20 protein-coding genes are annotated in these 24,859 nt (G+C 64.0%); 11 read left to right on the top strand and 9 right to left on the bottom strand.

Annotation, left to right across the window (positions count from 1 at the left end; genetic code table 11):
- Positions 1-50: 50 nt before the first annotated feature.
- Both J3489_RS03490 and J3489_RS03485 read right to left on the bottom strand, forming a co-directional pair.
- Positions 51-857 carry a hypothetical protein gene (locus J3489_RS03490; RefSeq protein ID WP_206996311.1) on the bottom strand — a complete coding sequence of 269 codons (807 nt, stop codon included), beginning with the start codon at positions 855-857 and terminating at the stop codon, positions 51-53.
- 318 nt (positions 858-1,175) lie between these two features.
- Positions 1,176-1,814 (bottom strand): LysE family translocator, encoded by a 639-nt coding sequence (locus J3489_RS03485; RefSeq protein ID WP_206996310.1) that lies wholly within the window; start codon positions 1,812-1,814, stop codon positions 1,176-1,178.
- Between the two features lie 325 nt (positions 1,815-2,139).
- Here J3489_RS03485 and J3489_RS03480 point away from each other — a divergent pair, with 325 nt between their 5' ends.
- The 3 genes from J3489_RS03480 to J3489_RS03470 all read left to right on the top strand — a co-directional run bounded on the left by J3489_RS03480 (position 2,140) and on the right by J3489_RS03470 (position 5,535).
- Entirely contained in the window at positions 2,140-2,994 is an 855-nt protein-coding gene (locus J3489_RS03480; RefSeq protein WP_206996309.1) for an urea carboxylase-associated family protein, read from the top strand.
- An 81-nt stretch (positions 2,995-3,075) separates the two neighbouring features.
- Positions 3,076-4,704, top strand: coding sequence for an NADP-dependent glyceraldehyde-3-phosphate dehydrogenase (locus J3489_RS03475; RefSeq protein WP_206996308.1), 1,629 nt, complete (start codon positions 3,076-3,078; stop codon positions 4,702-4,704).
- Positions 4,705-4,851: 147 nt separating this feature from the next.
- The gene (locus J3489_RS03470) at positions 4,852-5,535 is read left to right on the top strand and encodes a lysozyme inhibitor LprI family protein (RefSeq protein WP_206996307.1); all 684 of its coding nucleotides are present in this window, start codon (positions 4,852-4,854) and stop codon (positions 5,533-5,535) included.
- A gap of 25 nt (positions 5,536-5,560) precedes the next feature.
- Here J3489_RS03470 and J3489_RS03465 read toward each other — a convergent pair whose 3' ends face one another.
- Positions 5,561-6,448 carry a LysR family transcriptional regulator gene (locus J3489_RS03465; protein ID WP_206996306.1) on the bottom strand — a complete coding sequence of 296 codons (888 nt, stop codon included), beginning with the start codon at positions 6,446-6,448 and terminating at the stop codon, positions 5,561-5,563.
- Positions 6,449-6,541: 93 nt separating this feature from the next.
- Between J3489_RS03465 and J3489_RS03460 the strand changes: the two genes are divergently transcribed.
- From J3489_RS03460 to catC, 3 genes are all read left to right on the top strand, one after another.
- On the top strand, positions 6,542-7,702 hold the full coding sequence (locus J3489_RS03460) for a muconate/chloromuconate family cycloisomerase (RefSeq protein ID WP_206996305.1): 1,161 nt from the start codon (positions 6,542-6,544) through the stop codon (positions 7,700-7,702).
- Positions 7,703-7,758: 56 nt separating this feature from the next.
- On the top strand, positions 7,759-8,664 hold the full coding sequence (gene catA, locus J3489_RS03455; RefSeq protein ID WP_206996591.1) for a catechol 1,2-dioxygenase: 906 nt from the start codon (positions 7,759-7,761) through the stop codon (positions 8,662-8,664).
- 104 nt (positions 8,665-8,768) lie between these two features.
- On the top strand, positions 8,769-9,059 hold the full coding sequence (catC, locus tag J3489_RS03450) for a muconolactone Delta-isomerase (protein WP_206996304.1): 291 nt from the start codon (positions 8,769-8,771) through the stop codon (positions 9,057-9,059).
- Positions 9,060-9,313: 254 nt separating this feature from the next.
- Here catC and J3489_RS03445 read toward each other — a convergent pair whose 3' ends face one another.
- A complete protein-coding gene (locus J3489_RS03445) occupies positions 9,314-10,381 on the bottom strand; it encodes an alkene reductase (protein ID WP_206996303.1) in 1,068 nt (355 codons plus the stop codon).
- A 105-nt stretch (positions 10,382-10,486) separates the two neighbouring features.
- On the opposite strand from J3489_RS03445, the gene J3489_RS03440 reads away from it, so the two are divergent.
- Entirely contained in the window at positions 10,487-11,383 is an 897-nt protein-coding gene (locus tag J3489_RS03440; RefSeq protein ID WP_206996302.1) for a LysR family transcriptional regulator, read from the top strand.
- Positions 11,384-11,428: 45 nt separating this feature from the next.
- Here the strand turns inward: J3489_RS03440 and J3489_RS03435 are convergent, their stop codons facing one another.
- Positions 11,429-12,175, bottom strand: coding sequence for a pirin family protein (locus J3489_RS03435; protein ID WP_309491321.1), 747 nt, complete (start codon positions 12,173-12,175; stop codon positions 11,429-11,431).
- Between the two features lie 234 nt (positions 12,176-12,409).
- On the opposite strand from J3489_RS03435, the gene J3489_RS03430 reads away from it, so the two are divergent.
- Positions 12,410-13,294, top strand: a complete 885-nt coding sequence (locus tag J3489_RS03430; RefSeq protein WP_206996300.1) for a LysR family transcriptional regulator — start codon at positions 12,410-12,412, stop codon at positions 13,292-13,294.
- Between the two features lie 52 nt (positions 13,295-13,346).
- Here the strand turns inward: J3489_RS03430 and J3489_RS03425 are convergent, their stop codons facing one another.
- From J3489_RS03425 to J3489_RS03410, 4 genes are all read right to left on the bottom strand, one after another.
- Positions 13,347-13,982 (bottom strand): flavin reductase family protein, encoded by a 636-nt coding sequence (locus J3489_RS03425; RefSeq protein WP_242539757.1) that lies wholly within the window; start codon positions 13,980-13,982, stop codon positions 13,347-13,349.
- Between the two features lie 54 nt (positions 13,983-14,036).
- On the bottom strand, positions 14,037-15,638 hold the full coding sequence (locus J3489_RS03420) for an MFS transporter (RefSeq protein ID WP_206996298.1): 1,602 nt from the start codon (positions 15,636-15,638) through the stop codon (positions 14,037-14,039).
- Between the two features lie 312 nt (positions 15,639-15,950).
- Complete coding sequence (locus J3489_RS03415; RefSeq protein ID WP_206996297.1) at positions 15,951-17,201, bottom strand: phosphatidylserine decarboxylase family protein; 1,251 nt, start codon at positions 17,199-17,201, stop codon at positions 15,951-15,953.
- 100 nt (positions 17,202-17,301) lie between these two features.
- On the bottom strand, positions 17,302-18,726 hold the full coding sequence (locus J3489_RS03410) for a C45 family autoproteolytic acyltransferase/hydrolase (RefSeq protein ID WP_206996296.1): 1,425 nt from the start codon (positions 18,724-18,726) through the stop codon (positions 17,302-17,304).
- A gap of 403 nt (positions 18,727-19,129) precedes the next feature.
- On the opposite strand from J3489_RS03410, the gene J3489_RS03405 reads away from it, so the two are divergent.
- From J3489_RS03405 to J3489_RS03395, 3 genes are all read left to right on the top strand, one after another.
- Positions 19,130-20,218, top strand: coding sequence for a porin (locus tag J3489_RS03405; RefSeq protein ID WP_206996295.1), 1,089 nt, complete (start codon positions 19,130-19,132; stop codon positions 20,216-20,218).
- A gap of 482 nt (positions 20,219-20,700) precedes the next feature.
- Positions 20,701-24,117, top strand: a complete 3,417-nt coding sequence (locus J3489_RS03400) for a bifunctional diguanylate cyclase/phosphodiesterase (RefSeq protein ID WP_206996294.1) — start codon at positions 20,701-20,703, stop codon at positions 24,115-24,117.
- Positions 24,118-24,135: 18 nt separating this feature from the next.
- Positions 24,136-24,813 carry a glycine-rich domain-containing protein gene (locus J3489_RS03395; RefSeq protein ID WP_242539756.1) on the top strand — a complete coding sequence of 226 codons (678 nt, stop codon included), beginning with the start codon at positions 24,136-24,138 and terminating at the stop codon, positions 24,811-24,813.
- Positions 24,814-24,859 lie beyond the last annotated feature (46 nt).

Genomic DNA, 24,859 nt, shown 5'->3' with positions numbered 1-24,859 from the left:
TTCGGAAGCGCGTTGAACGCTCGCGCCGCATTCGCCGGACGGGGACCGGCTTACTCCCAGCCGGCGTACCCGGCCATTTGAACCGGATAGCCATAGCGGACCGCGTACGCGCGCCGGTAGCGCGGCGCCCAGTAGGCGGACCGATACACCGGATACGCAACCGGGCGCGCAATCGTCACCACGGGCTGCACCAATGCCTGAACCGGCGGCTGCGGCACATAAGCGGTCTGCGTGTAGACCGGCACATATTGATAGGTCTGCGGCGGCGGAGGCGGCGGCGGTTCGTACGCCTCTTCTTCGTACGCAGGCTCCTGATATGCCTGCGCGACTTCTTGATAGGCCGGCGCAGCGGCGTACTGAGGTGCCGCTTGATACCGCGGCGCTTGCGGCGGCGGTGCAGGCGGCGCGTACTGCGGCTGCTGATAGGCTTGCTGATACTGCGGTTGTTGCGGCTGCGGCTGCAACGCGCGCTGCGCAACCTGAGGCTTCTGCACCGGTCTGATCTGCGCGTTTTCCTGGCCCGGAGGCGCGCCTTCCGGCAGCGGCGGCATGAGCTGGGACGACGCTTGCTGCTGCGGCGGACGTTTCAACTGATCGCGCAGCGACGCATACGTTTCGGCGTCTTCTTTCGCGCGCGCGTTGTAGCCGTTGTGATACGCGTCGCTCAGGTCTTTGAGGCGCGCGTTGTTTTCTTCGTCGGCGGTCATGCGCTCTTCGCCCGGATCGAGCGACGCATCGGCCACGCCGCCATTGTCGTAAGCCGCTTTCGGACCATCGGCGAGCGCGGGCGCCGAATGCAGCACGCCCGTCAACGACACCAGTGCCATCGACACCCCAAGCGCCAATTTCATTCCCATGATTTCACCTCGATTCGCTATACGACGACGGGAAGGGTGACCGGCAACCGCCGGATGCCGCGCAGGCTTTTGCCTTAAGCCTTCGATTCCGCCGCGTCCCTGCGTTATCGGCGCCTTTCTTGAGTTCTGAAGGGGGAAAAATGCGTCTAAGGGAATGTCCGATGCGCGGTTATCGCTGAATCGTGAGCAGCACGAAAGCGGCTGCTTTCGTAAGCGCTTGACGAATGCAATGCTCGATCAACCGAGGAGAACCGAACCCACGGTCCGCGCCTGCCCGATGAGCTCGCCGACGCCGTGACCGGCGATGGCCTCAACCCATCAAATCCCGCGCTTGAACGCAGTGAACATCAAGCGCAGGCCCAGCGCGGCGATCGCCCCCGCCGCAATGCGGTCGATTCCGGTCTTCCAGCTCAGATAGAGTTCACGCGGCCGACGGCTCGAAAAGCACAGCGCGACCACCGTGTACCAGCCGGCTTCGATCGTGAACACGGCCGGTGGAAGAATGAAGTAAGCCCACAGCGGCGGATGCTGCGGCAGCAGCGCGGCAAAGATGCTGCCGTAGAAGATGGCCGTCTTCGGGTTGCTCAACTGCGTGCTGAGCCCGATCCAGAACGACTTGCGCGCGTCGCCGCGGCCCGAGGCGCGCTCGCTCGTGAGCGCAAGCGGCGTGGACGCGCCGCGCCAGATTCTCGCCGCCATGTAGACGAGGTAAGCGCCGCCCGCCACCTTGAGGCCGGCGTACAGCCACTCGACCGACTGCAGCAGCGAGTACAGCCCGACCAGCGCGAGGCTGCTGAAGCAGACGCCGCCGATTCCCATCCCCAATGCCGTCGCCAGCCCGTCGCGCCGCGACAGGCCGATGGCGTTTCTCGCGACCATGATGAAGCTAGGACCCGGGCTCATGGCGCCCACCAGCAGCGTGGCCAGGATGGTGGCGATCGCCGTTGTTGCGGTCATAGGTTGTCTCCAGGCGGATAAGCGGGAATCGAGCCGGTCATTGTGCGCTTGGCTGCCCGCATCGGGCGAGCGCAAACGGCCGTCGTAAGCGTCTAGAAATATTTTCTGCTGTTAATAATTCGCATTACCGATCTGCCGTTCGTGACGATCGAAGCGGCGCGCGAGTTCAGGTTCAGCGGACGGCTGGAGCTTTGAAGGGGCCGCCTAGGGCACTAAGTGCGGGCCGTTCCCGAAAGCGCTTTAATGTTCGCTTGACGCTTCCGTTTTGTTCAGCGATTCGGCAGCTTTCGCGTCGCGCTCAACCGTGCCAAGGAGGACCTCGACCATGCTCAACTATCCCGCCGCTTATCAAGTCACGAAAGGCTCCGCGCTCGACGTCGACCGCGACTTCTACCGCCGCATCGCCTCGCAGCACGACACGCGCACGCTCGTCGAATCGATCGTCGTGCCGATCCGTTCCGGGCAGGCATGGACGGTGCCGGCCGGCCACGTGTTCCGGATCGTCACGATCGAAGGCCCGCAGGTCGCCGACCTCAATATGTGGAACCGCCACGATCCGCGCGAGCGCTTCTGGGCGTCGCGCACGCGGCAATTGCAGCAGGCGCACGTGAGCACGTTCGACCGCCTGTGGTCGACGCTGCCGTTCCTGCGCCCGATGGTGACCATCACCGGCGACAGCCTCGCCAACTACGGCGTCGACGAGCACGGCGGCCGCGTGCACGACCTGCTCGGCACGCGCTGCGATCCGTACGTGAACCGGATGCTGACCGGCGAGGACTTTCATTTCCATTGCCATTCGAATCTGACGCGCGCGATCTTGCCGTATGGGCTCACCGAGTTCGACGTGCACGACGTGCTCAACGTCTTTCAATGCACGGGCCTCAACCTGGACGATCAGTACTTCATGAAGGCGTGCCCGGCGAAGAAGGGCGATTATCTGGAGTTCTTTGCGGAAATCGACTTGCTGTGCGCGCTCTCGACTTGCCCGGGCGGCGACTTGTCCGTGCCGATGTGGGGGCCCGATGCGCGCGATCCGCTCGACGTGTGCCGGCCGCTTGGAATCGAGGTGTATCGCCTGGCGCCTGAATTGCTCGAAGGATGGCATTCGCCGGAAGTGGCCGCGTATCGCGGGCTGCACGGGCTCAAAGTCGAGGTGCCCGATTGGAAGAAGTGCTGCTGAGGTTCGAATCTCGCGTCGAGCGCCTGCAATTGGCGGTAGCATGGCTGCGAAGTCCGACAACCCTCACGCGGAGCGACGCCCATGATCACGTTTGACGACTTGAAGCAGATCTTTCCCGAAGCAGGCCAAGTGCCGGAAACGGCCGGCATGCCGGCCCCGATTCATCAGCGCGTGTCGCTGGTCGACGGCGAATTCAGATCGTGGGACGGCCAATGCAAGACGGTGCTGTCCCCGGTCTGCGTGCGCGCGTCGTCCGGCGAAGTCGAGCAAGTCGAAATCGGCAGCTACCCGGTCATGGGCGAGCCCGAAAGCGATGCCGCGCTCGATGCCGCCGTGCGTGCCTACGACCACGGCCGCGGCGAATGGCCGACGATGACCGTCGCACAGCGGATCGCCTGCATGCAGGATTTCATCCGGCAAATGGCGGCGCGGCGCAAGGAGATCGTGAACCTCATCATGTGGGAGATCGGCAAAAGCGCGGCGGATTCCGCCAAGGAATTCGATCGCACCGTCACCTACATGGTGCAGACGATCGACGCCCTAAAGGACCTCGACAACAGCAACTCGCGCTTCGTCATCAACGAGCACACGATCGGCCAGATCCGCCGCACGCCGCTTGGCGTCGTGCTGTGCATGGGGCCGTACAACTATCCGCTCAACGAGACGTTCGCGACGCTGATTCCAGCGTTGCTGATGGGCAATACCGTGGTGTTCAAGCCGCCGCAGTACGGAACGCTGCTGTTCGAGCCGCTGCTCGAAGCGTTTCGCACCGCGTTCCCGAAGGGCGTGATCAATACGATCTACGCGCCCGGCGCCGTCGTGGTGCCGCACATGCTCGCATCGGGCAAGATCGACGTGCTCGCGCTGATCGGCTCGAGCAAGGTGGCCGATCACTTGAAGAAGCAGCATCCGAGGTCGCACCGGCTGCGCGCGATCCTCGGGCTCGATGCAAAGAACGCCGCGATCGTGCTGCCCGATGCCGATCTCGATCTGACCGTGAAGGAGTGCCTGCTCGGCGCGCTGTCGTTCAACGGGCAGCGATGCACGGCGCTCAAGATGCTGCTCGTCCATCGTTCGATCGTCGAGCCGTTCTTGAAGCGGTTCGTCGAGGAGCTGGGCAAGCTCAAGGTCGGCATGCCGTGGGAGGCGGGCGTCAACATCACGCCGCTGCCCGGCATGCACCGGACCGCCTATATGACCGCGGCCATCGACGATGCGAGGGCCAAGGGCGCAACGGTGGTGAACGAAGGCGGCGGCGTGTTCTGCAAGACGCTCTTCTATCCCGCGGTGGTCTTTCCGGTGAGCGAAGGCATGATGCTTTACCGCGAGGAGCAATTCGGGCCGCTCATTCCGGTCGCGCCGTTCGACGACCTCGAAACGGCGCTCGACTACGTGATCACTTCCGATCACGGCCAGCAGGTCAGCATCTTCGGGCAGAACCCGGAACAGATCGGCGAGCTGGTCGATCCGCTCGTCAATCAGGTGTGCCGCGTGAACCTGAACTGCCAATGCCAGCGCGGGCCCGATACGTTCCCGTTCGCGGGGCGCAAGGACTCGGCGGAAGGCACGCTTTCGGTGACCGATGCGCTGCGGTGCTTTTCGATCCGCTCGATGGTCGCGGCGAAGGAAACCGATGCAAGCAAAGCGTTGCTCGATTCGATCGTCAACAACCATCAGTCGAAGTTCATCAATACCGGGTTCATTCTTTGAGGGAAGGGCCGCCGTCCGTCGGCGGCCTTTCCGCTGCCTCTCATCTGAGCCAGGCGACATCGAGCGGGTGTTCGCGGCGTCGCCGCCTGATTCGCTGGCGGGCATCGAGGGACCGTTTGGACGTGTTTGTCTACAGGACCGAGGACAGTGATAAAAAAGCCGCTCTTCCTGCTGCCGATGTTGCTGATGCTGCCGATGCTCGCAGCCGCGGCGGGCTTCGATTGTTCGAAGGCGAAATCGCCGGCCGAGCAGCGCATCTGCGCGGACCCGTTGCTGACCAAGATGGACCGCGATTTGAGCGACGCCTACCAGCAAGTGCTCAAGCCCCCCGCCGCCGATGCCTGGAAAGCCGACCAGCGCGCATGGCTCGCCGATCGCAACCGCTGCGGAAACGACGACGGGTGCCTGCGCCGGCAATACGCGGAGCGCCTTACCGTGCTGCGTGCGGGCAACCAGCCGTTTCAATGGGACGCGCATTGGTGGCGGGTGGATTCGAGCGGCCTGTCGTCGTCGGAACTCATCGTTCGCGAGGTAACCAAGCGAGGATTCGAATTTGAAATCAGCGCGTGGGCCGGTGCGAACTCGGGCGAACTGCTGGGCAAGGCCTCGCTCGATGCCGCAGACGCCGCGCGCTACCGCGGCGACGAGGCGAGCGACACGCAAGGATGCGTGCTGACGTTCAAGCGCGTATTGAACCACCTCGAGGTGGATCAGAAAGGCGACGCCCCTATGTGCGGCGCCGGGCTCGATGTCTACTACGACGGCACATACGTGGCTGCGGATCGCGATCCGAACGCCAAGCCGGACTTGATCTCACGCGGGGTGCCGTGACGCGGTGCGCGATCCCTAAGCGCAGTTACGCCGGCGCAAAGAACTTCCGCGCGAGCTCGCAGAAGAGCGCCGTCGTTTCGCTTTGATCCTGGACGCGGCGGCTCATGATGATCGGCGAGCTCACGTGCGCGTCCGCGAGCGGACGATAAACGACGCCGCGCGCCCGCAATCCGTCGACACCCGCCGGCACGAGACTCACGCCGACCTGCGCGGCGACCAGCCCGAGCGCCGTTTGCAATTCACGCACCTCCTGCGTGCTGCCTGGCTCGAGCGCATGGTCGCGAAACGCGGAAAGCTGCTGATCCGCGAAGCTGGGCCTCGGCGTCGAGGGATACACGATCAGCGTTTCCGAAGCCAGCGCTTCGAGCGTGACCGGCGCGTTTGCCGCCGCAAGCGGGTGGCCCTCGGGCAGCGCGGCAATCAACGGCTCGTCGAACAGCACTTCGCGCGCGAGCTGCGGGTCGTCGAAGCGCAGGCGGCCGAAGCCGACGTCGATGCGTCCGCCTTTCAGCGCGCTTAGCTGCTCGATCGTAAACATCTCCACGAGCGAAAGCTGAATGTGAGGCGCGGCCGCGCGGAAGGCGCGGATGACCTCCGGCAGCGGCCCATACAGCGTCGACGACACGAACCCGATGATGATGCGCTCGGCAAGCTGAGCGAGCCGGCGCGTGAGCGGCAGCAGCTCATCGCTCTCGGCGATCAGGCGCTGGGCCTGTGCGTAGAAGATGCGGCCCGCTTCCGTGAGCCGCAACGGGCGCGAGCCGCGCTCGAACAGCGCGAGGCCCACGCTTTCCTCGATTTGCTGAATCTGGCGGCTCAGCGGCGGCTGCGTCATATGCAGACGCTCGGCCGCGCGCGTGATGTTCATTTCCTCGGCGACCGCCACGAAATACCGGAGGAGTCGGAGTTCCATGCATACCCGCAAAGTATGAAAGTAGATCGAATCGGTGTTGGACTGCGCCGCCCGCTGCTCTTAGTATGGTCTGCAACAGCAGGAGAGAGCCGCATGATAGCAAAGCCCCTAAAAATAGAGGCCGTCGAGACGATTCTGGTCGACGTGCCCACGATTCGCCCGCACAAGCTGTCCGTGGCGACGATGAATCGTCAGACGTTGGTATTGGTCGGAATTCGATGCTCGGACGGTATAACGGGCTGGGGAGAGGGAACGACGATCGGCGGACTCGCATACGGCGAGGAAAGTCCGGAGAGCATCAAGACCAACATCGACACATACTTCGCCCCGATGCTCGCCGGAACGGACCCGACGCGGCCCGGCGCGGCGATGAAGCGGCTGCGCACGCTGTTCCAGGGCAATCGCTTTGCGAAGTGCGCGATCGAAACCGCGCTCTACGATGCGCAAGCGCACCGGGCCGGCGTGCCGCTGTCGGAATTGTTCGGCGGGCGGGTGCGCGATTCGGTGGACGTCGCCTGGACGCTCGCGAGCGGCAACACGCGCCGCGATATCGACGAAGCGGAGTCGATGCTGGAGATGAAACGCCATCGCGTCTTCAAGCTGAAGATCGGCACACGCGCCGTCGCCGATGACGTGGCGCATGTCGCGGCGATCAAATCGGCGCTCGGCAGCCGTGCCGAGGTGCGCGTCGACGTGAATCAGGCGTGGAGCGAAGCGCAAGCCGTGTGGGCGATCGGGCGTTTGGCGGACGCGGGCGTGGATCTGGTCGAGCAGCCGATCGGCGCCGGCAACCCGCGCGGGCTCAAACGGCTCACGGCGCTCGCTCGCGTGCCCGTCATGGCGGACGAGGCGCTGCATGGGCCTGTCGACGCGTTTGCGCTCGCGAGCACGAAATCCGCCGACGTCTTCGCGGTCAAGATCGCGCAATCCGGCGGCTTGACGGGTGCGGCCGACGTCGCGGCCATCGCGCTCGCCTCGGGCATCGACCTGTACGGCGGCACGATGCTCGAAGGAGCGGTCGGCACGATCGCGTCGGCGCAGCTCTTCAGCACGTTCGACGAGCTTAAATGGGGCACCGAGCTGTTCGGCCCGCTCCTCTTGACCGAAGAGATTCTGACCGAGCCTTTGCGTTACGAGAATTTTTCGCTGGCCCTGCCCGACGGGCCGGGGCTCGGCATTCAACTCGATTGGGAGCGGATCGGCCGGCTGCGCCGCGACGCGACACGTGGTGCGAGCGTGACGGTCACCCGTTGACGCGACGGCCGTAACTGCAGCCAAGCATGGATATTGACTCTATCAAGGAGACACAGATGGACAAGAAAGCCATTGACGCATTGCTCGGCAAGATCGATGCAAGCGCCACTCATGAAGGCAATGCGCGCGCGAAGGCGATCGTCAATCGTATCGTGCGCGACCTCTTCTATACGATCGAAGACCTCGACGTGACGCCGAGCGAATTCTGGGCCGCGCTCAACTATCTCGGCGAAGCCGGTCCCGAACTCGGGCTGCTCGCCGCGGGCCTGGGCTTCGAGCACTTCCTGGACGTGCGCCTCGACGAAGCCGAGCAGAAAGCCGGGCTGGCCGGCGGCACGCCGCGCACGATCGAGGGCCCGCTCTATGTGGCCGGCGCACCGGAATCGACCGGTCACGCGCGGCTCGACAACGGCAACGAGCCGGGCGAAACGCTCGTGATGCGCGGGCGCGTGGCAGCCGAAGACGGCACGCCCGTCGCCGGCGCGCTCGTCGAAGTGTGGCACGCGAATCATCTCGGCAACTACTCGTACTTCGACGCATCGCAGCCGGAGTTCAACCTGCGCCGCTCGATCCGCACGAATGCGGATGGCACGTACAGCTTCCGCAGCGTGGTGCCGATCGGCTACAGCGTGCCGCCCGAGGGCAAGACGCAGCAGTTGCTCGATCTCCTCGGCCGTCACGGCCATCGGCCCGCGCACATCCACTTCTTCGTCTCGGCGCCCGGCTACCGGAAGCTGACCACGCAGATCAACATCGAGGGCGACCCGTACCTGTGGGACGATTTCGCGTTCGCGACGCGCGAAGGCCTCGTGCCGGCAGTGAAGAAGGAAGAGGGCGCGGCCGGCAAGTCGTACGGCATCGATGGACAGTTCTCACTGATCGACTTCGACTTCACGCTGGTGCATGATCGCCAAGGCCTGCCGTCGACCGAAGTCGAGCGCGTTCGCGCCGAAATCGCGTAAGGCGGGTGAAGCGCGCTGCGAGCCTTTCTCGAGGCCCGCGGCGCTGTCGAAACGAAGCGCGGTCCGCTTTCGCGGCGGATACGCGTTGGCCAACGGGGAATCCGATGCTATTTCACGTCAAGATGGTCGTTAAGCTTCCGCACGACCTGCCGCCCGAAACGGCGCAGCGCCTCATCGCGGAAGAGAAAGCGTTCGCGCAGAAGCTCCAGCGTGACGGCGTATGGCGGCATCTTTGGAGAATCGCCGGGCAATACGCGAACTACAGCGTGTTCGATGTCGAAAGCGCGGCTCAGCTCAACGAACTGCTGTTCCAATTGCCGCTGTTCCGTTTTATGGAAATCGAAGTGGATGCGCTGTGCCGGCATCCGTCGTCGATTCACGAAGACGACCGCTGATACCGTCGTCGCGACGAACTTCCGTAGGCGGCCCATTGCCTCCATGCGAGACAACGGGCCTTCTCGCATCGATCAGATCAAATCGACTACGCTCGCGGCGAACGACAGCACAGACACCGACAGCGGGAGTGAATCAAAATCAGCGTCGGCATAGTTCGGAGTGCGAATCGCAGGCGCACGGGAAGCCGCTTGCTGCGCCTGATCGATCGATACGGCCGCGCAGCCGCCCTAAGCACGGATGCCAAGTGGGCGGTTCATCGTGTTTGCTCCAGAGCAGGGTAGTCGACGTAGCCTTGGGGGCCGTCGGAATAGAACGTGTCGCGTTCCGGCGCATTGAGCGGTGCACCGGCGGCGAAGCGTTGCAGCAGGTCGGGATTCGCGAGGTACAGGCTGCCGAATACGGCGGCGTCGGCGCCGCGCTGCGCGATCAGCGACGCCGCGCTGTCCCGGTCGAGTCCGCCGCCGAGAAGCAGCGTGCCGTCGAACAGCGGCCGCAGCAGCGCGCGGTAATCGAACGCGCTGCCGGTCCGCACGAGATGCAGGTACGCGAGCTTCAGCATGCCGAGCCGCTGCGCGAGGTACTGGTAGGTTTCCTGCGGCGCCGCGTCGGTCACGCTGTTGAAGCCCATCTCCGGCGAGATCTTGATGCCGGTGCGGTCGCTGCCCGCTTCGTCGATCATCGCGTTCAGCACTTCGACGATGAAGCGCGCGCGATTCTCCGGCGATCCGCCGTAGCGGTCGGTGCGTCGGTTGGTCCCGGACGACAGGAACTGTTCCGGCAGATAACCGGAGGCCGCATGCAGTTCGACGCCGTCGAAGCCGGCTTGCAACGCGTGTCGCGTGGCGCGTCGGTATTCGTCCACGATGCCGGCGATCTCGCCGGTCTCGAGCGCGCGCGGCACGACGAAGTCCTGGGGTCCTGTCGCGGTGTACACCTGGCCAACGGCGGCGATCGCCGAAGGCGCGACGGGCGTCGCGCCGTTCGGCAGCAGGCTCGGGTGCGAGATGCGTCCGGTGTGCATCAACTGCACGAAAATCAAGCCGCCCCGCGCGTGGACCGCGTCGGTGACGCGCTTCCATCCGTCGATCTGCGCGGCGGAGTGGATGCCCGGCGTGCGCACGTAGCCTTTGCCCATCGGCGACGGGAAGGTGCCTTCGGCGATGATCAGGCCGGCGTCCGCGCGCTGCGCGTAGTACTGCGCGGCGAGGGCGGAGGGCACGCCGGTCGCGTCGTCGGCGCGCGAGCGTGTCATCGGCGCCATGACGAGACGGTTGCGCAGCGTATGGCGTCCGATGCGCACGGTTTCGTTGAGAGCGTTCATGTCGATTCCTCGAAAGGTTGAAGGAGTATCGACACGATGAACCGATTCACCAGTGGGATAAAGATCTAGAATTGAAAACACTGGTCCATCAGTGGAGTAATCGACGTGGAACTGCTGAGCTACATGCGTCTGTTCGTGGAGGTCGCGCGCACGAAGAGTTTTCGCCGGGCGGCGGATGCGCTGGACATGCCGAACTCGACGCTGTCGCGTCACATCGCGGAGCTGGAGAAGGCGATCGGACTGCGGCTGTTGAATCGCTCGACGCGCAAGGTCGAGCTGACGGAAGCGGGTGAGGTGTATTTCAAGCGCTGCCAGAGCATCGTCGAGGAAGCGCGGATCGCGCACGAGTCGCTGCTCGACGTGGCCGAGCGTCCGACCGGCACGCTGCGGGTGTCGATGCCCGCGGACCTCGCCACCGGTTATCTCGCGCCGATCATCGCGGATTTCGCGAAGGCGTACCCGCTGATCGCTTTCGAGTTCGACCTGTCGCCGCGCCCTGTCGATCTGCAGACGGAGCCCTTCGATCTCGCGATCCGCATCGGTCCGCCGCCCACGGCGCCGTCGACGCTCGTCGCGCGGCCGATCTCGGTACTGCCGCGCTATCTGTACGCGTCGCCGGATTACCTGAGGAGCGCCGCGCCGCTCACGCACCCGAACGATCTCGACCGACACGTGGTGTGCATCGTGGAGGGGGCGGCGAGGCTGGGGCAAGTTGCGAGGACGTTCTATCGCGGCGACGAGTCGGTCGACGTGATGATCGGGACACGCTTTGCAATGAACAGTGTCGCGCTGAGCCGCGCGCTGGCGATGCGAGGTGTCGGGCTCGCCGTGCTGGACAACGTGCTCGCGCTGGACGACGTCGCGTTGGGGCGCCTCGTTCGCGTGCTGGTCGACTGGAGCCTCGCGCCGCTTCAGGTGCACGCCGTGACCGAGACCCGTCTGCTGCCCGCAAGAACGCGGCTGTTCATCGATTTCCTGAAGGCGCGGTTGCGCGAACCGTAGAGCGCGTGTGAGCGCTCGTCGTTTCCGTCGCCCCTCGGCCCCGCATCATTGTCGAGCCGTGCCGACGCGACCCTGTGCGGCGAGATCGCGACCGATGCGGCGGATCTCGGCCTCACCCTGTGCAAGCGCGTCCGGGCTCGTGTGCACCGAGTAGTAGCCGAGCACCAGTGGGTGGGGGTGCTTGATGGCTGAGCCGATGACGAACGACGTCGCGCCCTCGGCTTGCAGCTCGATGGGCGCGCCGTCGGATTCCTCGAACACGGCGAATTCCCCTGCCTCGATCGGCTCGGATGCGTTCAAGCGGCCCTTGTCGATCGCCAGCCACGCGACGTTGTGTCCGGCAGGCGGCACGTATCGCCACGACTCCCCAGCGTTCAATTCGACATGGAAGTAGTTGATGCCCTCAGGCGCGCGGATAGCGCTCGCCGCAGAACCGTAGCGGCCGAGGACTACGCGGACCGGCCCATCCCGCTGGACCTGGGCTGGCGAGATGTACTGGCTTTCCGGCGGCGAATTCTCCAGCGAGGGCGGAAGGGCGACCCAAAGTTGAAAGAGGCGTACGGTTTCGCCTGGCAATACGTTTCCGTCGTGCCAAACACCATTGCCGGCCTTCATCCATTCGAGGCCGCCGGCTGGAAGTTCGCCATGCTTGCCGGTCGTGTCTCCATAGGAGATGCCGCCGCTCAGCACGGTTGTGAGGGTTGCGATGCCCGAGTGCGGGTGCATCCCGAACATCGGCTTGCCGGTCGGCACGACCACGGCGTGGTCAAGGAACACAAAAGGCTTGATCAACTCTCCGATGTCGGAAGGACTGACCAGACGAGTAATGCCGCCGTGCGCCCTGCCAGCGGTGCGAAAAGCAACCCGGCGCGGCGCAACCCTTGTTTCCGGAATCGGGGTGCGTACGGCTGTTGAGATGTTCATGGCTCTGCCCTCAAAAAAGCACAATGCACGTAATGTAAGAGCTCGCTTTCCATCTCGAAAGCCTATATATTTGGATATAACCTATCGTCAGGAGCGATGGATATGCTTGATGGCGTGACGTTGGACCAGCTTCGGACCTTCATCGCGGCGGTCGATGAAGGGAGCTTCTCGGCAGCCGGGCGAAAGCTCGGGCGCGCGCAATCCGTGGTCAGCCAGACGCTCGCGAATCTCGAGGCGCAGCTAGAGGTGAAGCTGTTCGATCGCGCTGCCCGCTACCCGCAGCTCACCGACGCAGGCAGGAGCTTGCTGCTCGACGCCCGCTCCGTGGCCGACTCGATCGATGGCTTCAAGGCGCGAGCGCGCGCGATGCGAGACGGTCTGGAGCCTGAGCTCTCCGTCGCGATGGACGTGATGTACCCAATGGACAGCCTGACGAGCGCGGCGGCGCAGTCCAAGAAGGATTACCCGCACACGCCGCTGCGGCTCTATGTCGAGGCGCTGGGCGGCGTGATGAAGCTGGTGGCGGATCGGACTTGCAACATCGGTGTGATCGGCACGCTGCCGATCGTCACGGACGAACTGCAGGTCGAACCTTTGCGCGAGCTCGACCTGGTGACCGTCGTAAGCCCCTCTCATCCGCTCGCAAATCGCCGCGGCGTCGTTTCCGCGGCCGTCATCAAGAAGCACGTGCAACTCGTCCTCAGCGACCGAACCGCCCTGTCCGAGGGACGCGACTTCGGTGTGCTGTCCCCCTTGACTTGGAGGCTCGCGGATCTGGGGGCCAAGCATGCCTTTCTGAAGGCGGGCCTGGGCTGGGGGCATATGCCCCTGCACATGGTCAAGGCGGATCTCGAAAGTGGCGCGTTGGTGAAGATTCGCACGGAAGGCCTGCCGGGCGATGCGCAGATGGCGATGAAGGTTGTGTACCGCAAGGACGCGCCGCCGGGGCCGGCGGCGCGCGCCTTCATCGCACAGCTCAGGAAGTAGGCTGCTTACCCGACACTTCATCGACCTATCCGCGCAGCCATGCCGTGCACCGTCACTCGCGGGGCTTGCCTGCCGTCGCCAGATAGGTCGGGACTGGAATCCGCCTGCGCTCGCTCGTGCTGCAATAGTGGGGCCCGCCCAGCCGGCCGACCGGGAAAAACCGGTCGACGTTGACGCGCAAGCGTTCTTCGTCGAGAAGATCGTCGCGAAAGTTCATCGCCACGATCTCGCCAAACACGATCGCACGCTGCGCGGAAATGTCGAGCATGCGGAACAATCTGCACTCCCAAGAAATGGGCGCCTCGGCAATGCGCGGCACGAGCACGGTGGTGGACGGTTCGAGCGTCAAACCGACGGCTTCCGCCTCCGACACATGCGCGGGGAAATCGCTGCCGCACTGCACGGCTTTGTCCACGATCGATTCGTCGACCATGTTCACCACAAATTCCTCGCGCCGCCGGATATTGGCCAGGGTGTCCTTCTCCTCGCCGAGCCGATGACTTTCCTCACCATAGCGCACCACTGCAATGGCAAACAGCGGCGGATCCTCGCCCATGTAGTTGAACGCGCTGAACGGCGCGGCGTTGCACAAGCCATCCGGGGCGAGGCTCGTGACGAGCGCGATCGGGCGGGGACCGACGCTGCCGGTAATCAGCCAGTACCGCTGCATTTCGCTCAGCCCGGCCATCGGGATATGCTTCATCGACGACTCCCTCTCATGGGTGTTTCTCCCTCTCCGCGCTCACTGCGTCACGTCGAGATCCTTGGTTTCGCGCATGAAGCGTGCACCGATCAGCACGGCGGCGCCGCCCACCGCAATCGCATACCAGATGCCGTAGTAGACGTTTCCCGTCTTGACGGCGATTGCAGTCGTCATGAAGGGCGCAAGGCCGCCAAACACCGCCGCGCCGATGTTGTAGGGCACCGAAATCGACGTGTAGCGGATCCTCGCGGGAAACAATTCGACGTAGTACGCGGACATCGGGCCATAGGCCATCGCGCCCCAGATCATCAGCAGCGCGATCAAGGCGAACATCAGCGGCCGGTTGATCTTCTGCACGTTCGTCGTGCCCGGGTAGCCCGCACCGATCAGCGCTGCCTTGAGCGCGCCCGCGTCGAAGCCGTCGAGTACCTTCTCTCCGACGCGAATCGCGAAGCTGCCCCGCTCGCCGCCCGGTTCCACCGTATAAGACAGCCCGGCCTGGGTGAGATAGTCGCGCGCGTGGTCGCAGGCCGTAGCCGGCGCGCCGAACAGACCCGCGCTGCAGTCGTTCGCTTCGATACGGATCGGCACGGTTTGCTGGAACGCGACCAGATCAGGATTGACCGCTTCCGACAACCGCGAATAAATCGGGAAGAACGTCAGGACCGCCAACCCGCACCCCGCCAGCACGATCCACTTGCGCCCCACCTTGTCGGACAGCCAGCCGAAGAACACATAGAGCGGAAGGCTGAGCGTCAGCATGATGGCGATGTAGCCATAGGCCTGCGCGGGCGGAACCTTCATCGTGGCGGTGAGAAAGTACAGTGTATAGAAATTGCACGTGTACCAGATCAGGCCGACCGCCGCCTGGGCGCCGAACAGCACCGCGAGCATCTTGCGCACGTTCGCCCACACGAACAGGCTTTCCTTGATCGGCGAATCCGCCAACCGATGCTCGGCCTTCATCCGCGAGAACACCGGCGATTCGGATAGCGTTGTGCGGATATAGGTGGAGATGGCGAGCAGAATCAGCGAAATGAGGAAGGGCAGACGCCATCCCCAAAGAGCAAACGCATCGCTCGAGATGAACGCCCGGCAAAGCAGCGTGATCCCGAGCGATAGCAGAAAGCCGAAGGTAGCCGTCGTCTGAAGAAAGCCCGTGGCAAAGCCGCGCCGGTTGGCTTGCGAATGTTCGGCGATGTAGGTCGCCGCGCCGCCATACTCGCCGCCGAGCGCGAGGCCCTGAAGCAGTCGCAGCGCGACGAGCAGTATCGGCGAAGCCCAGCCGATCGACTCGAACGACGGCAGCACCCCGATGCCCGCCGTGGACGACCCCATCAGGACGATCGTGACGAGAAAGGTGGCCTTGCGGCCGGCCTTGTCGCCGAAACGGCCAAACAGGACGGCGCCCAGCGGCCTGATTACGAAGCCGACGCCGAACGTGGCGAGCGAGGCGAGATACCCTGCCGTCGAACTTCCAGCGGGAAAGAAGTGCCCGCTGAAAAAGACCGCCAGACTGCCGTAGACAAAAAAGTCGTACCACTCAAGGACGGTGCCGACGGAGGCACCCACCACCACCTTGATTTCCTCGCGCCTGGAAACAGTCGGTGCCGCGTAGCCGGCAATCGAATCGGCATTCATCTGGTCTCCCCGCTCCTCGAAATGAGTCGGCATGCCGTTCGGCGAGCCCGGCACACGCCGGGAAAGGCATGGGCGAACGCGCGAATTGGCCGTGCAGTCGATACTGATGCCGAGTCTAGAAGCGCCAAATTGGCGGGGGTAATCAAACATTCAAGCGCTTCTATTCGAAACAGGAATACCAGCGATGCGCTCGCAGGCGACAAGCCGATGATGCAGCAACGGCTGCGTGCGACGTGAAAACGGCGTCGCGACTTACGCGACGCCGTTTGTCCTTCAGCCGCCGCATTGCAGCCGGCGGCGATACCCACCTCACTAATTCGCGGTAGCGATTTGCGTATTGATCTTGATCGGCGGCGCGTTGAAATTGAACGGGGGCTTCGGCACGAAGCGCTGAATCACGCCGGGCCGGAAGATCAGGCAGTGCGTCGAGCCGCCATACTGGAAGTAGCCGATCTCGTCGCCCTTCTTCACGTGCGTGCCGGGCAATGCCTCGACGACACACGACGAAATCTCCGCCATCCCCACGAACACGCAGCCCACGAGTCCGATCGCGGGATCGTCGCAATCGATGACGAGCACCGCCCGCGCGGCGACCGCCGTGATGTAGCCCTGGGAGTCGTTCGGGCCGGCGGGATCGAGCCCTTCCGATTCCGCATCGGAGTAGTAGGTGCCGTCGACGAGATAGGCCTTCACGACCGTGCCGCTCACGGGCGCATGCCAGCGGTGATAGTTGTACGCGCTGAGAAACGCCTGATAGACGTCGCCGCCGACGAACTTCTGCGCCAGATCCTCATGCTGCGCAGTGAAGATGTCCTGCAGCGAATACGGCTGCGCCTTGATCCAGAAGCGGTCCTGCAGCTTCACGTCGTGCCTTAGGTGATAGGGCGTCGATTCGCATGCGTTGACGATCACCTTGTGGTTCGACGGGTCCGCAACGGGCCGCGCGCCAGGCAGAAACTCGCGCGTGAAGAAGCCGTTCCATGAAGCAAAGCCCCAGTACGGTGCCGCCGGATCGCTGCGGAACTGCGACATGTCCGTGGCCTTGAGCGCTTCGGGGCAGAACCAGCCGTTCGGCGCGGTCGTGTTCAAGTACGTGCGCGAATAAGGTCCGCTCAAGAACGAGCACCAGAAGTTCAGCACGCGCTTGAACTGCGCATTGAGCGCGGGCGAACGGAAGAGCGCGAATCCGGCCGGCATGCACATCGGCCAGTCGAGCAGCGCGTTGAGCGGGCAGCCGACCAGCTCCGTCGTGTCGAACGGCGGCGCATAGGTCATCACGTGGTTGATCAGCACCATCAGCTCGTCGATCGTCGAATAGTGCAACTTGTAGCCGCGCGCGAGCGCTTCGTCGATGGCCTGCGTGAAGCCCATGCGCAGCACGGGGTCCTCGTTGACGAGCGTGGCGAGTTCCTGCACGACGGGCAAGAGCGGCGTGACGACCTGCTTGTCCTTCGCCTGCGCCGCAATCCGCTTGCGGAAGTTGGCGACGACGCTTTCGTCGGCAGGCAGCCAGTAGCCGAGACGGCGCCGGGTGTCGAGCGGCGGGTTCGATTTCGCGTTCATAGGGTCCCCTTCTTTGGCGTAATGAGGCCGCCGCGTTGCGACGTTGGGCACCCGCGGCGATGTGGTGCCGCGGCATGCGCCGCCGCGGCGGGCGGCTCGTCTATTCGTTGAACAGCGTCCAGGGCTGGTGCGGGCGGCTCGCCAGATAGCCTTCCTGCCAGTTCCATTGCGGATGGATGCGCAGGAATTCATCGGCATCGAACGGTGCGCCGTCGGCGCGTCCGAAGCGTGCGCATAGGCCGAGCTTGCTCGCGAGCGCCGCCGTCGTGACCTTGCCGTCGACCGAGCCGCCCGGAAAGTACGGCACGTTCCAGACCGCGTTCGGATCGCTCGCGTATTCCATCGGGTCGGTGTCGTAGTGCGCGCAAATCGTGCGCGAGCACGGGTTGATCCGCATGAGGTACACGTCGAACGTATCGGCGAGCATTGCCTGGCCGGCGCTCGTGTCGATCCTGCCGTCGTACTGCTCGAGCACTTGCGGCCAGCGCATGCGGCGCGCGCCGGTTTGCTGGCGGATGTCGCTATAGCCGACATCCGTGCATTCGAGGTTGCGGATGCGCGGATCGTCGGGCGCGTTGTCGCCGTAGAACCAGCCGTGTTTTTTCTTCGCGAGATTCTGGTACGTGAGGCCTTGTTCGTATTTCGCGATCTCGTTCGTGTTGATATCGCCGACGAGCCACATGTTCGCGTAGCCGCCGTTGTTGCCGGCGTCCATCAGCGCGATCCACTCGTCGATGGTCGAAGCGCGCTGGCACGCGCGGCGCGCGCGGATGTATTCGGGCACTTTCTGGATGTCGTAGCCGCTGTAGCCGACGATCGTCGTCTCGGCGACGACGAGGCCGCCCCCCGTGACCCAGAAGTCGGTCATGCTGGCGATCCAGCCGGGGCAGCTTTGCATCACCATCCGGTGGCCGTCGTCCGGCTCGATATCGAGGATGGTGTTCATGTACTGACCGTTCCAGAACTCGGTGAAGCTCTCGTGACCGAGCACGATGCGGCCGTCCGTAGTGGACGACCCCGTCGCGATGAACGCGCTGCAATGGCTCTTTGCCTGCGAGCCCGCCGTGACGGGTGCCGACGCATAGTTCTGCGCGACGGTCGGCCACCAGTAGCCGGTCAGCTCTTCGTAGGCGTTCCAGCCGATGATGTCGGCGAGCGACGACGGCACGCCCGCCTTGGTGAGACCCGCCGCGATGCCGCGCATTTCCTCGAGCAGATCGGGCGCGACGCGCTCGATGATCGGGCCGTGATATTTGGCGGCGGCTTCGACGAAGAACGAGTAGTCCATGCCGATCGTCTGCAGCGTCATCGCCTTGTAGACGCGCAGCGCCTCGGCGTATTCGCGTGCGGCGAGAAAACCGTGCTGGAAACCGCGCTCGAACGGCGCGCCGCGCGTTTTCAGGTGAACCCAGCCGTTGATGTCGTTGCGGCTCGCTTTGGCGAGCCAGGCGCGCTCCTGCGCGTTCAAGTCTTCGAGGCCTGCACCTCCCGCTACCGCTGCCGTGTTGGACGTTGCGTTGGACATGGGCGTCTCCTGGTGGCATGTCTCGACCGTCTTGCGTGCGCGGCACATGCTGCCGCGCCGGCGGCGAGGGTCACAAAAAATGTAGCAGGCGTGCCATCGAGTAAAAGCTGTCAACCATGACAGTGAGGGAGACTACGTGCTGGCCCGGGCACGCTCTATGCGATTGCATTCGCTATGTAGAAGAAATCGCGCGATCAAGCGTGATCGGCAACAACCCGGCCTGTCATCTCTAGCAGGTATTGCCGCGGCGCAATCAGTGCTGCAATGGCCGCGATAAAGAATTAGGAATATCTCTCTATCGGACTGCCCCGATCTCGTGCAAAAGCAAATTCTCTGAAGCCAGTTGCATTGCCTCAGCAATTCGTCGCTTAAACAGACGGCGTACCGTCGACCGGGGGAAATCATGAAGCGCATCTTCTTTGGCGCGTTGTTTTTCGCGCTCGCGAATACGGTGCAGGCGCAAAGCAGTGTGCAGCTTTACGGCATAGTCGACGACGCGCTGACTTACGTGAGCAACGAAGGCGGCGGCCATGCGTGGGCGCAATTCAGCGGCGTCGGCCAATCGGATCGCTGGGGTTTGCGCGGCACAGAAGATCTTGGCGGCGGATATCGCGCGATATTCCGGCTTGAAAACGGTTTCACCCTCAATAACGGCCAATTGGCTCAAGGGGGATTGGAATTCGGCCGGCAGGCGTTCGTGGGTTTGGAGAGCGATCGTTTCGGAAGCCTGACGATGGGCCGTCAATACGACTTCATGACGGTCTACCTGACGGAGTTTTCGGCGGGGTCGGTCACGCCTTCGGTCTTTGCGTTTCATTTGGGCGATCTCGATCGCCTGGGCGGCGAGCGGCTCAACAACGCGGTCAAGTACCAGACACCGGAGTTCTATGGCCTGCGCCTCGGCGCGCTGTATTCGTTCGGCGGGGAGGCCGGAAACTTCTCGGCCAACAGCGCGAACGCGTTCGGCCTCCAGTACGCGCTCGGCCAATTGCATCTCGCGGCGGCATACGTGGCGATGCATAACTACGTGCAGACGTTCGGCATGGGCACCTCGGTGCTCGGCGAATCGCTGCGAGGCACGGGTCAGCTCGGCTTGCTGGCCAAGCCGGCGAGCTTCGGCAAAGTCACCGTGGCGGGATTCGGCGCCGGATATCAGCTCGGCCCGGCTTATTTCCACGGGTTGTTCACGCTGGTCGATTTTCAGCAAAACGGCGAATCCGACGTGTTGCGCACGGCGGAAGGCGGCGCGAAATATTACGTGACCTACGCGTGGTCGCTGGCAGCCAGCTATGCGTATTCCAAGCTCGGGGAAAACCATTGGAATCAAGTGGCGATCGGTACGGATTACTCGTTTTCGAAGCGCACCGATATCTATTTGAATGCGGTGTATTTACACGCGAGCAGCGGAACGCAAGCCGAGTTATTCCTGTTGCCGGCGTCGAGCACGAACACGCAGACGGTTGTTTCGCTCGGGTTGCGTCATCTGTTCTAGCCCTTTTGCATGACCGAAAGCAATCGCCTTGGAATTAACTGTTTACACGAAACCGAGCATAGGAATGGCCTTTTTCGCGCGATTTAAAAGTACGCTCGTTTTATTAATGGTGCGGCGGTTTCGAGGCGGACGCCAATTCACCGACTTGCGGGGTTTTTGTTAGGGAATTCGCCTGATTGAATCGGGCCGATCGCCGATACCATACTAAAGAAAACAAACCGATTGACGTTTTGCCTCCCTGAAATCCGGAACAGCGAGAGGCCGCGTTGCATATTTTCGGTTCGCTTCGGCGAAATAGTTTTACTTTAAACCGCTGAAGCCGAACGGTTAAACCGTGCAATTCGTGCAATTCGTTTTTTTTTAAGCGATACAAGTTCGGCATTTGCGTTTTTGGTGCGTCTAAGACGCGCTGAATCGGGGCATGCATTGACGGCGCGCACCAGCATGAGCGCGAGGTTCATCCGACACGGCTCGGGGGAGGTATGCGCAAAACACTCGGACTCATGCGCCGGCTGATACGAAACCGGTGCTCCACCGGTCTTGCATTCGGTGTGCTGATGCTGGGCATGGGCGCAACGGTGACGATGTATCTCGTCAGCTCCGAATTGGTCTATCGCGAATCGAGGCTGCGCTTCGACAACGATACGGGCGACGTCGAGCAAAAGATCGCCATGCGCGTGCGGCTCTATTCCGATGTGCTCGTGACGATGCAGGCGCTGTTCGGCGCGAAAGACGAAGTGGCGCGCGGCGAGTTTCGCGATTTTGTCGACGGCCTCGATTTGCCGGGCCGTTACCCGGGTTTCCAGACCTTGAATTACGCGCCCTATGTGCGCAGCGAGGACGTTGCGGCGTTCGTCGCGCGCCAGAAGCGCGACCCGGTTCTGCAGAAGGCTGGAATCGATTTCTCGATTCGCCCGCCGGGCGCACGTGCCGGATACTACGTGTTGAGCTATGTCGAGCCGCTTGCGCAGAATCGCGTGTCGCTCGGCATCGACATGGGTTCGGACGCGCGCCGGCTCACGGCGCTCGAGCGCTCGCGCGACAACAATGAAGCGATCAGCAGCGGGCGCCTGATCTTCGTCGACGGCGGCGGTCAGCAAGTGGGGCTTGCGGTGCGCATGCCGGTGTATCGCCGCGGCCTGCCGCTCGCGACGGTGGACGAGCGGCGCCGCGCGTATATCGGCTCGGTCGGCGCGGGGATTCGCGTGAGCGACCTGCTGGCCGGCTTGCTCGGCGAAGAAACGCAGCGCCTGATCCAATTCCGCATCTACGACGCTGGCTCGTTCCGCGTGCCCGCGGTGCCGCCGACGCCCTCGACGCTGCTGTACGACAGCATCGCGGGCGTTTCGTCCGCGACGAGCGCTCAACGGACGGCCACCGGCGCGAGCGCCGGCGCGCGGTTGTTGCCCGCCCGCGCCAAATCGGCCGATGCGGTGTCGGCGATCGATCGCGACAACCCGCGCCTGGAGCGGCGCGCCGTGCAATCGTTCGGCGGGCGCCGCTGGCTGATCGTGTTCGACGCGGACCCGATGGCCTTGAGCGGTCCGCAGCGCTTCTTGCCCGCGCTCGCGTTCGCCGTGGGCGCGATCATCACGATGCTGCTCTCGGGACTCGCGTATGCGCTGTCGACCTCGCGCGTGCGCGCGGTGAAGCTCGCGAACCAGATCACGCACACGCTGCGCGAAAGCGAAATGGCGCGCGCCGAAGCGCAGCGCATCGCGCATCTGGGCGACTGGCGCGTCGACCTCGATCGCCGCGTCGTTCATCTTTCGAACGAGATGGCGCGGCTCATCGGCCGGCGCAGCGGCAAGCCGACCTTGACCGCGCTGATGCGGGCCATCGAGCCGGCGGACCGGCCCGCGCTGATCGAGCATGTGAAGCACACGTTGCTAAGCCGCGCCGCCTTCGAATTCGAGTGCCGCTACCGCTCGAAGCGCGGGCGGCGCGGATGGCTGCGCATGATCGGCTACGCGTACGGCTCGGCCGATCAGCGCGTGCTGCGCGGCACCGCGCTCGAAATCACGAAGCAGAAATCGGCGGAACGGGTGCGCGAACTCGAGCACGCGATCACGCTGCAGCTCGCGACGGCAACGAACGAAATCGAAGTCTTCCAGCAGGTGACCGCTTCGCTCGCGCAGGGCATGGGCTGGGAAGCCGGCGCGTTCTGGCCGTCGCGAGCGGGTCTCAAGCAGTCGTTGCGGCCGACGTATGTCGCGTCATGCCGCGATCTCGAACCGTGGCTCGCGTCGCGCTCGCCGATCGCGCCCGACAGCGACGACCTGCCTGGCGTGCCGTCGTGGTACGCGGGACACCAGGTGACGCAGCTCGCGCACGCGCGATGGCTGGCCGAAGCGGGCATCCTGACCGTGTTCGCGTTCCCGCTTCGCACGGGCTCGGTGGTGCTGGGGGTCGCGGAATTCTATTCGCGCGAGCGGGGCCACGCCGAGCCGAATGCGCTCGCGATGGCGCGCTCGATCGCGAGCCAGCTGAGCCACTTCCTGCAGCGCAGGCAGGCCGAAGACAATCTGCACTTCCTCGCGAATCACGACGCGCTGACCGGCTTGCCCAACCGGCTGATGTTCAAGGAGCGCCTCGACGACGCGCTCTCGCACGCACGCGAAGACGGCACGACGCTGCGCGTGCTGTTCATCGATCTCGACCGCTTCAAGGACATCAACGATTCGCTCGGGCACAACGTCGGCGATGCGCTGCTGCGTGCGGTCGCCGATCGTCTGCGCGACGAAGTCAAGGATGCCGAAATGATTGCGCGCTTGGGCGGCGACGAATTCACGGTGCTCGTGAAGCAGCACAGCGATCACGCCAACGTCACCCGCACCGTCGATGAGATCCAGGCCGCGCTCGCGAGGCCGGTCGTCGTCAGCGACATGCAGCTTCAAGTGAGCGCGAGCATCGGCATCAGCTCGTTCCCCGACGACGGCGACGACGCGCAAACGCTCCTCAAGCACGCCGATATTGCGATGTATGGCGCGAAGCAGCGCGGCAAGAACACCTATCAGCTCTATATGCGCCAGATGAGCATGTCGCTGCAGCGGCGCGTCGAGATGGAGGCGCATCTGCGGCAGGCCGTCGAGAATCGTGAGTTCACGCTGCGCTACCAGCCGCGCGTTTGCCTCGCGACGAACCGCTGCACGGGCGTCGAAGCGCTGTTGCGCTGGCAGAGCCCCGCGCTCGGTCTCGTGATGCCTGCGGATTTCATTCCGCTCGCCGAGGAGACCGGTGTGATCGTGCCGCTCGGCGCGTGGGTGCTGCGCGAGGCATGCCGGCAAAGCGCCGAATGGCGCGCGGCCGGCATCGGCCAGATACGCGTGGCGGTCAATCTATCGGCGGCGCAATTCGCGACGCCGGATCTCCTCGATCACATTCTCGAAGCGCTCGACGAAGCGCATTTGCCCGGCGATTCGCTCGAACTCGAGCTGACCGAGAGCATGGTCATGCGCCAGCCCGAACAGGCGTCCCGGTGGCTCTCGAGCTTGAAGAGAACCGGCGTGCGGCTGTCGATCGACGACTTCGGCACCGGATATTCGTCGCTCGCTTATTTGACGCGTTTCCCGATCGACGTCGTGAAGATCGATCGCTCGTTCATTCGCGACATCCCGGACAGCCGCGGCGACGCGCAGATCACGAGCGCCGTGATCGCGCTCGGGCACAGCCTCGGGCTCAGGGTGATCGCGGAGGGGGCCGAAACGCAGGCGCAGGTGGATTTTCTGCGCAACGAGGGCTGCGACGAAGTCCAGGGGTACTTCTTCAGCCGACCGATTCCCGCCGGCGAGGTGGGCAGCTTTGTCGATCGCCGGCAGGATGCCGGTCCCGCCGAACGGCGCAGACCGGCTACGTTGCGCGTCCAGGACGAAAGCCTGGAACGCGCGTATCACACCTGAAAGGAAGGAGAAAACACCATGAAACAACGGGGGCGAAACGTTACAGCGATGTGGCAGGCCATCGACGAACTGGACTTCGACCGCATGAAGCAGAAGATGCTGCACGGCGAGCGTTGCACGTGGACGGCCGCGACGCTCGCGCACGCGGAGGAGGGGTATCGGCGCTTCTTGAAACTCGCGGCGAAATATCCGCGGATGCCCGTCGTGCCGAGCGAGGCTGTCGACGACTTCTGGCACGCGCACATTCTCGACACGCAGCGCTATGCGGCCGATTGCGGGCGTATTTTCGGCGGCTTGCTGCATCACGATCCGTATGTGGGCATCGACGGGCCGCAGGACGAAGCGCGGCTCATGAGCCTGGCGGAGGAGACCAACAAGCTGATGGCGTCGGAGTTTTGCGCGGACGCGGCGGATGCGGGCGCGTATTGCGCGAAGCCGGTGGTGGAGCCGGCGGCGTACTGCGCCGTTTCGGCGGCGGGGAAGGCCGCGTACTGTGCGGTTTCGGCTTCGGTTTCGGCTTCGGGCGAGGCGGCGTATTGCGCGGTGTCCGCATCGAGCAAACCCGCCTATTGCGCAGTAGCCGCATCGACCAAGCCAGCCTATTGCGCAGTCGCCGACGCCCCTGCCTATTGCGCCGTCCGGACCGTTGCGGTCACGACGATCGAGCCGGCGGCTTTACGGGCGCTCGACGCTTGATCCCGCACGCCACGGGAAAGGGCATCGACCCACGTTAGCGGCGGCG

Origin of the sequence: Trinickia mobilis (assembly GCF_017315705.1) — a bacterium.
Taxonomy (GTDB): Bacteria; Pseudomonadota; Gammaproteobacteria; order Burkholderiales; family Burkholderiaceae; genus Trinickia_A; species Trinickia_A mobilis.
The sequence above is the reverse complement of the archived record's forward strand: the minus strand, read 5'-3'. Positions and strand labels throughout refer to the sequence as shown.

Excerpts from the sequence above, each read along its gene's own strand:
- catC (WP_206996304.1), top strand. The coding sequence starts at position 8,769 with ATGCTATTTCACGTCAAGATGGTCGTTAAGCTTCCGCACGACCTGCCG.
- J3489_RS03475 (WP_206996308.1), top strand. The coding sequence starts at position 3,076 with ATGATCACGTTTGACGACTTGAAGCAGATCTTTCCCGAAGCAGGCCAA.
- J3489_RS03445 (WP_206996303.1), bottom strand. The coding sequence starts at position 10,381 with ATGAACGCTCTCAACGAAACCGTGCGCATCGGACGCCATACGCTGCGC.
- J3489_RS03490 (WP_206996311.1), bottom strand. The coding sequence starts at position 857 with ATGGGAATGAAATTGGCGCTTGGGGTGTCGATGGCACTGGTGTCGTTG.
- catA (WP_206996591.1), top strand. The coding sequence starts at position 7,759 with ATGGACAAGAAAGCCATTGACGCATTGCTCGGCAAGATCGATGCAAGC.
- J3489_RS03395 (WP_242539756.1), top strand. The coding sequence starts at position 24,136 with ATGAAACAACGGGGGCGAAACGTTACAGCGATGTGGCAGGCCATCGAC.
- J3489_RS03400 (WP_206996294.1), top strand. The coding sequence starts at position 20,701 with ATGCGCAAAACACTCGGACTCATGCGCCGGCTGATACGAAACCGGTGC.
- J3489_RS03480 (WP_206996309.1), top strand. The coding sequence starts at position 2,140 with ATGCTCAACTATCCCGCCGCTTATCAAGTCACGAAAGGCTCCGCGCTC.
- J3489_RS03485 (WP_206996310.1), bottom strand. The coding sequence starts at position 1,814 with ATGACCGCAACAACGGCGATCGCCACCATCCTGGCCACGCTGCTGGTG.
- J3489_RS03410 (WP_206996296.1), bottom strand. The coding sequence starts at position 18,726 with ATGTCCAACGCAACGTCCAACACGGCAGCGGTAGCGGGAGGTGCAGGC.
- J3489_RS03425 (WP_242539757.1), bottom strand. The coding sequence starts at position 13,982 with ATGGCCGGGCTGAGCGAAATGCAGCGGTACTGGCTGATTACCGGCAGC.
- J3489_RS03405 (WP_206996295.1), top strand. The coding sequence starts at position 19,130 with ATGAAGCGCATCTTCTTTGGCGCGTTGTTTTTCGCGCTCGCGAATACG.
- J3489_RS03430 (WP_206996300.1), top strand. The coding sequence starts at position 12,410 with ATGCTTGATGGCGTGACGTTGGACCAGCTTCGGACCTTCATCGCGGCG.
- J3489_RS03415 (WP_206996297.1), bottom strand. The coding sequence starts at position 17,201 with ATGAACGCGAAATCGAACCCGCCGCTCGACACCCGGCGCCGTCTCGGC.
- J3489_RS03420 (WP_206996298.1), bottom strand. The coding sequence starts at position 15,638 with ATGAATGCCGATTCGATTGCCGGCTACGCGGCACCGACTGTTTCCAGG.
- J3489_RS03460 (WP_206996305.1), top strand. The coding sequence starts at position 6,542 with ATGATAGCAAAGCCCCTAAAAATAGAGGCCGTCGAGACGATTCTGGTC.
- J3489_RS03465 (WP_206996306.1), bottom strand. The coding sequence starts at position 6,448 with ATGGAACTCCGACTCCTCCGGTATTTCGTGGCGGTCGCCGAGGAAATG.